The sequence below is a fragment of the Zarconia navalis LEGE 11467 genome, assembly GCF_015207075.1.
In the GTDB taxonomy this organism is placed as follows: Bacteria; Cyanobacteriota; Cyanobacteriia; order Cyanobacteriales; family Geitlerinemataceae; genus Zarconia; species Zarconia navalis.
Genome location: NZ_JADEXN010000422.1, coordinates 1 through 5,171, shown reverse-complemented (window position 1 = coordinate 5,171; position 5,171 = coordinate 1). Strand labels below are relative to the sequence as shown.

4 protein-coding genes are annotated in these 5,171 nt (G+C 53.1%); 2 read left to right on the top strand and 2 right to left on the bottom strand.

Annotation, left to right across the window (positions count from 1 at the left end):
* A partial coding sequence (locus IQ235_RS18490) for a cysteine desulfurase family protein (protein ID WP_264322885.1) occupies positions 1-568 on the bottom strand: 568 nt, incomplete at its 3' end.
* A 116-nt stretch (positions 569-684) separates the two neighbouring features.
* A complete protein-coding gene (locus IQ235_RS18485) occupies positions 685-1,089 on the bottom strand; it encodes a DUF7682 family zinc-binding protein (protein ID WP_264322884.1) in 405 nt (134 codons plus the stop codon).
* Positions 1,090-1,664: 575 nt separating this feature from the next.
* On the opposite strand from IQ235_RS18485, the gene IQ235_RS18480 reads away from it, so the two are divergent.
* Entirely contained in the window at positions 1,665-2,408 is a 744-nt protein-coding gene (locus IQ235_RS18480) for a tetratricopeptide repeat protein (protein WP_264322883.1), read from the top strand.
* A gap of 2,240 nt (positions 2,409-4,648) precedes the next feature.
* Positions 4,649-5,171 (top strand): C39 family peptidase (locus IQ235_RS18475; RefSeq protein WP_264322882.1); only part of this gene is annotated, 523 nt, incomplete at its 3' end.

Sequence of the window (5,171 nt, the reverse complement as noted above, 5' to 3'; positions counted from 1 at the left end):
GTAATTGCTGCACGTCCACCAGCAACCGTCCCGCCACTTGCACCGCATCGGTGTGAAATAGTATCCCCCGAGAACGGGCAATATCCCCAAGAACCTGAATTGGCTGGATCGTACCCACTTCGCTCTGTCCGTAGATAATCGATACCAGCACCGTGTTGGCTTGAATAGCATCTTGCAGCGCCTTCGGATGCACCCGTCCTTCCCCATTAACGGGCAATCGCGTCACCTGCCAACCCCGTTGTTCGAGCAAGCGCGCCGGTTCGGCGATCGCAGAATGCTCGACGCTGGAAATGACCAAATGTTGGGGGGTTGGATACCTGCTCGCGACCCCTATCAGTGCCAGATTGTTGGCCTCAGTGCCGCCACTGGTAAAAACGATCTCCGTCGAGGGTGCATTGATAAGTTCGCCCACCTCGATTCTGGCTTCTTCGACGAGGGTGGCAGCTTGTTGACCCCATTCGTGCAAGCTGGAGGGATTGCCCCACTGTTGCGTCATGGCTTGCTCCATGGCGGCAATTGCTTCCGATCTCGGTGGAGTTGTGGCGCTATAGTCTAGATAAATCTGCATGACATTTTTGGGGTTAGAGCGTCCCTTGCCAAAAAATTGGTGCGAGCCAGCGATCCGAGCGGGAATTGAGTGCTTTCATTTAAAAGAAAATGCGATCGGCTTCCATCCTTGACACCCTAGCTACCAGGCTTTTTAACATTGTACTCCTCATGGGATAACACCGCTTGCGGTACGGTGATTTTACCATCGTGGCGGCAGATCATCCGGTAGTTTCGAGTGATGGGAATGCTGATGACATGTCGGTTGTGTCGCAGTCGTTTGCCACCAAATTCTCGGTAATCTTGCTGTTCGTTTAAAGCGTTGATAATCGTGCGAGATTTTCGGACAACATGGGTCGGCAGGGACTTGAGATCGATGGGATCGCACTCGAAGGTAGCTTCCCACGCCGCTTTTTCTTGCCGTTTGAGATCGCGATGCCGAGCTTCCTGAGTTTGCACGACCTGTTCTTGAGCGCATCGGTGACACACTCTCCCATAGCCTTTATGGCCGCACGGAAATGTTTTTTTTCGTCTTTTAGGCATAAACCCGTTGTGCTGGTTTAAATAATTTGGGTTTAAACCCACACCTCGTCGATAGTATACCGGGAAATATTGAGAACGAACCGTCGCTCGTCTAACCGATAGAGCACGGGCTTTGGGTTCTCGCTGTCGTTGCCCCCGGATCGTGAAACACGTGAGGTTCAATACAACCCGCACGAGTTCTCGATCGATTTCGGGTCGCTGATGGCGATCGAACCCACACTTAGACCCAGCAAATTTAGACCCAGCAAATTACCTGGTTTCCCAAGACAGATATTTTGCGGGTTAACTAGGGCGTTAGAGATGTTTCCAGTGGTCAATTCTAGTTCCCTCTTTTATGTTACTAGAGAGCTAGAACTCGAGCGCGAGCTGTCTGAAAAATTTTTATCCCATCCGCTGGAGAGATAAGCCAGTTGCAGGTTAGAGCCATCGATCTCGAAACGCGATGGCGTGTTGGGCGCCGATCGATCGTTACCAGAAATACAGAGTCGAAATTCTTGGCAAAGCAGACTGGAATTTCTGCATAAGTCACCAGTACCCGGACGTATTAGATCTTGAAAGCCGTTGAGGACGTTCTCATGCCATTCAAATCTTTTGGACTCACTGCCACGATCGTACTGATGAGTGGACTTTCCTTCTCTTCAAAAGGAATTGCAGCGACTCCTACGGGTCTTGAGAGACCTTCAACCTTGACCGTTGCCCAGAAAATTATCGCCAATCCCGTTGAAGTCGATGGCGAATTCGATCGCTGGTTTTACCGAGGCAACGAGCAAATTAACCTTGGAAACTACCCCAAAGCCATTGAAGCCTACGATCGCGCCTTAGAAGTTGATGCAAGCGTACCAGAAGCTTGGGTGAATAGAGCGATCGCCCTGACGGAGTTAGAGCAATACGAAGATGCGATCGCCTCCTATCAAACAGCATTAGAGATCGCCCCAGAACTCGTCGATGCTTGGGTGGGATTGGGCAATGTTCTCGATGATGGCGGCAACCCCGAAAAAGCACTCATGGCGTATCAAGAAGCCCTGAACCTCGATCCCGATCGCGAGAATGCTTGGTTTAACCAAGGGGTCACCCTTACCCGCCTAGAACGCTACGGGGAAGCGGTTGCATCCTACGATCGCGCCCTCGATATTAACCCAACATCGGAAAGTTCTTGGGTCAATCGAGGTGTTGCCTTACTCAGTTTGGGTGACTACGAAGGGGCTGTGGAGTCTTTCGATCGAGTAATGCGCATTAATCCCAACAATACCCAAGTCCGACAACTGCTCGATGCAATCAATGAAAGCCTCGGCGCGCGATCGAATCCTTCCTGGGGGTAAGAATTCGGAATTCGGAATTCGGAAGTCGGAAGTCGGAAGCATTTTTAAGGATTTAGCTCCCTCAGCCTCCCCTGCCTTTTCCTTGCGGTGTCACCGTGTCTCCCTGTCCGGTGCGCCTTTCCTTATCTGCTTTCCCCGACCATTGCTTGTCACCCATCAAGCGACTAAAGTGAGAGTTAGTTAAGCTTATCGGAAACACTGACGCTCATGGGTGTTCTCACTTATCTCGCTCCCCAAGAAGTCACCGTCGGTCGGCCCACGGTTTTGCAGGGAACCTTCGATCCTCAGAAAGTAACGGACATTTCCGTTATCGCCGAAGATCGCTATCCCCTCCCCGTGGCAATAAATCCGAGCGATCGCACCTGGCGCGTGACCTTAGACCGGGGGTTCAGCGGTGCGGGAGTTCGCTGGCTGCGTTTGAGAGGGAAGAACGGTGCGAACCAAGTCCAAAGCGATCGCGTCGTGTACCTCACCGTCAGTCCTCAACCCATGGCCGAAGCAGAGGGTTTGAGCGTCAAAGTGTTGCAAAACACCTGGCTGAAAGTCGCGCCCTCGGGTTCGAGCACCCTCAACGACGAGCAAAAAGCCTTTGTACGGGCGGGAGAAACCTTCAAAGTTCGCCGCTACGCCGCCCGCAACGGACACCTCGCCCTGGAATTCGAGACTCCCATTTCCCCAGTCGGCCAGTTTGGCTATTTCTACCAACCCCACGTCCGCCTCTCCTGGCAAGGGCAAGATTTCTTCTTCGAGGAAGATGAGCTACCGCCACCACCAGCGGGGACGATACTGGTTTGGGTGAGCCGAGACACTAAAATTAAAGCCTTGCCGGAAAGTTCGGGCCAGCTACCAGAAGAGCGCCAAGTGACGCTATTTGCCGGACAAACCCTCATTGCTTACGGTTATGCCTGCGTGGACGGCCACTTTCGAGTGACTCTGCGCGACTCGATCCCCAAATTGGGTAATAGCGGCTATCTTTACCAGGGTCACGTTCGCCTCAAGCAGGGAGATGAGTGGCTCGATTACGATCGCAACGCCTTGACCGTGACCCTGGAAAAAACCACGGCCTTTAAAAAGCGACCCATCAACTCCTCCCAACTCTCCGCCGCCGACAAAGTAACCCTGAATGCCGGAATGATTTACGGTATCAGCAGTTATGCCCTCGAAGACTCTCATTTCCGAGTGGCGCTCACGGAAAATTTCCCTGGATTTGGCAATACGGGTTACTTATTCGCCGACTTCGTGCAACTCAAGGAGGGGGGGCAACCCTTCAACGTCTTCCCCAGCCTCAGCTATCGAGGGCCGGCAGAAGTGATGGTGGGTCAGCCGACGGTGTTAAACGGGACGTTCGATCCGTCCAAAGCTGTGGCAGTTTCCGTGGTGGCCGAAGATAAATTCGCCCTTCCCGTCACTCTCGATCGCGCCGGCGGGACTTGGCGGGTCACCCTCAATCAAGGTTTCAACGATCCGGGATTGCGCTGGCTGCGGGTTAAGAGTACCGATCGCACTGGTGGGACGATCGGCAGCCAAGTTATTTATATCACCGTCAGTAACGATGCCCTCACCGTTGGCGATACTCTCACCGTCAAAATCCTGCGAAACACGCTCTTTAAAATTGCCCCCATCGACTCGGCGCGGTTGACTTCCTTGCAAAAAGTGAGGTTCGATACGGGTACGGTCTTAGCAGTGACAAAGTACGGCTTCGTAGACGGTCACCTGAAAGTCGTTCTCAAAACTCCTGTGGCACCGGTGGGAGATTTCGGCTACTTTTATGAGTCCCACGTCGAACTGAGCAAAGGCAACCAAGTGCTGCGGTTCGATATTGGGGACGTGCCGGATATTCCCATGACTGGCGAGTTGTTGGTGACTCAAACCACCTACATCAAATTGAAGCCAGAATCAGCATCGAGTTTGCCCACCAGCCAAAAGGGTCGCTTGTTGCTGGGGCAATCTTTCGGGGTTCTCGGATACGCATCGATGTCCGGGCATCTTCGGGTCACCCTCAAGGAGTCCGTCCCCGGCTTCGGCAAAGTGGGTTACATCTATCGAAATCACGTCCAACTGCGCCAAGATGGCAAACTCATCTACTACGATCCCGATGCGCTGACGCTGACGATTCGCCAGCAGACGGCTTTGAAACGTCGCCCGATCGCCGCCAGCCAACTGAGAGCGGGGGATAAAACCTCACGGAACAGTTGTCAGGATATGGCAACACCGGCTACGTGTTTCCCGACCACGTATGGATGCGGCGCGGCGGACAGACGATCGATTTGTTTCCTAAACTGCCGAAGTACGTCGAACTCAACGTTCCCTACCTCTCCCAGCGCTGGAATCCCCGATTTTACTGGTCTACGTGTAACGTCACTTCGATCGCGATGGTATTTGCCTACTACGGCATCGAACCAGAGGCGAACTACCCCCTCGCCGATGACCTATTGGAGTGGATTTTTAACCGTTACGGTGAGGGGTCTCAAACCGAACACGAAATTCTCCAGCGACTGATTCGCGCTTATGGATTCGAGACGAGCTTTTCGACAACGCGCAAATGGCGGGAAATTGACTGGGAACTGGCGAACGGTCGTCCGGTGGTTCTGGCGGGGGATTACGTGCAACCGAGCGGTCATATCGTCACGGTAATCGGTTATACACCCGATGGTTTGATCGTTAACGATCCTTGGGGAAATGCCCTCACAGGTTACTCGAACACCGAAGGCGCGCGATTGCTATATCCCAATGGCTATGTCAATGCAATGAGCGGTCCCGAGG

Bases quoted from the DNA above. Each gene is read 5' to 3' on its own strand.
- IQ235_RS18480 (WP_264322883.1), top strand. From the start codon at position 1,665: ATGCCATTCAAATCTTTTGGACTCACTGCCACGATCGTACTGATGAGT.
- IQ235_RS18485 (WP_264322884.1), bottom strand. From the start codon at position 1,089: ATGCCTAAAAGACGAAAAAAAACATTTCCGTGCGGCCATAAAGGCTAT.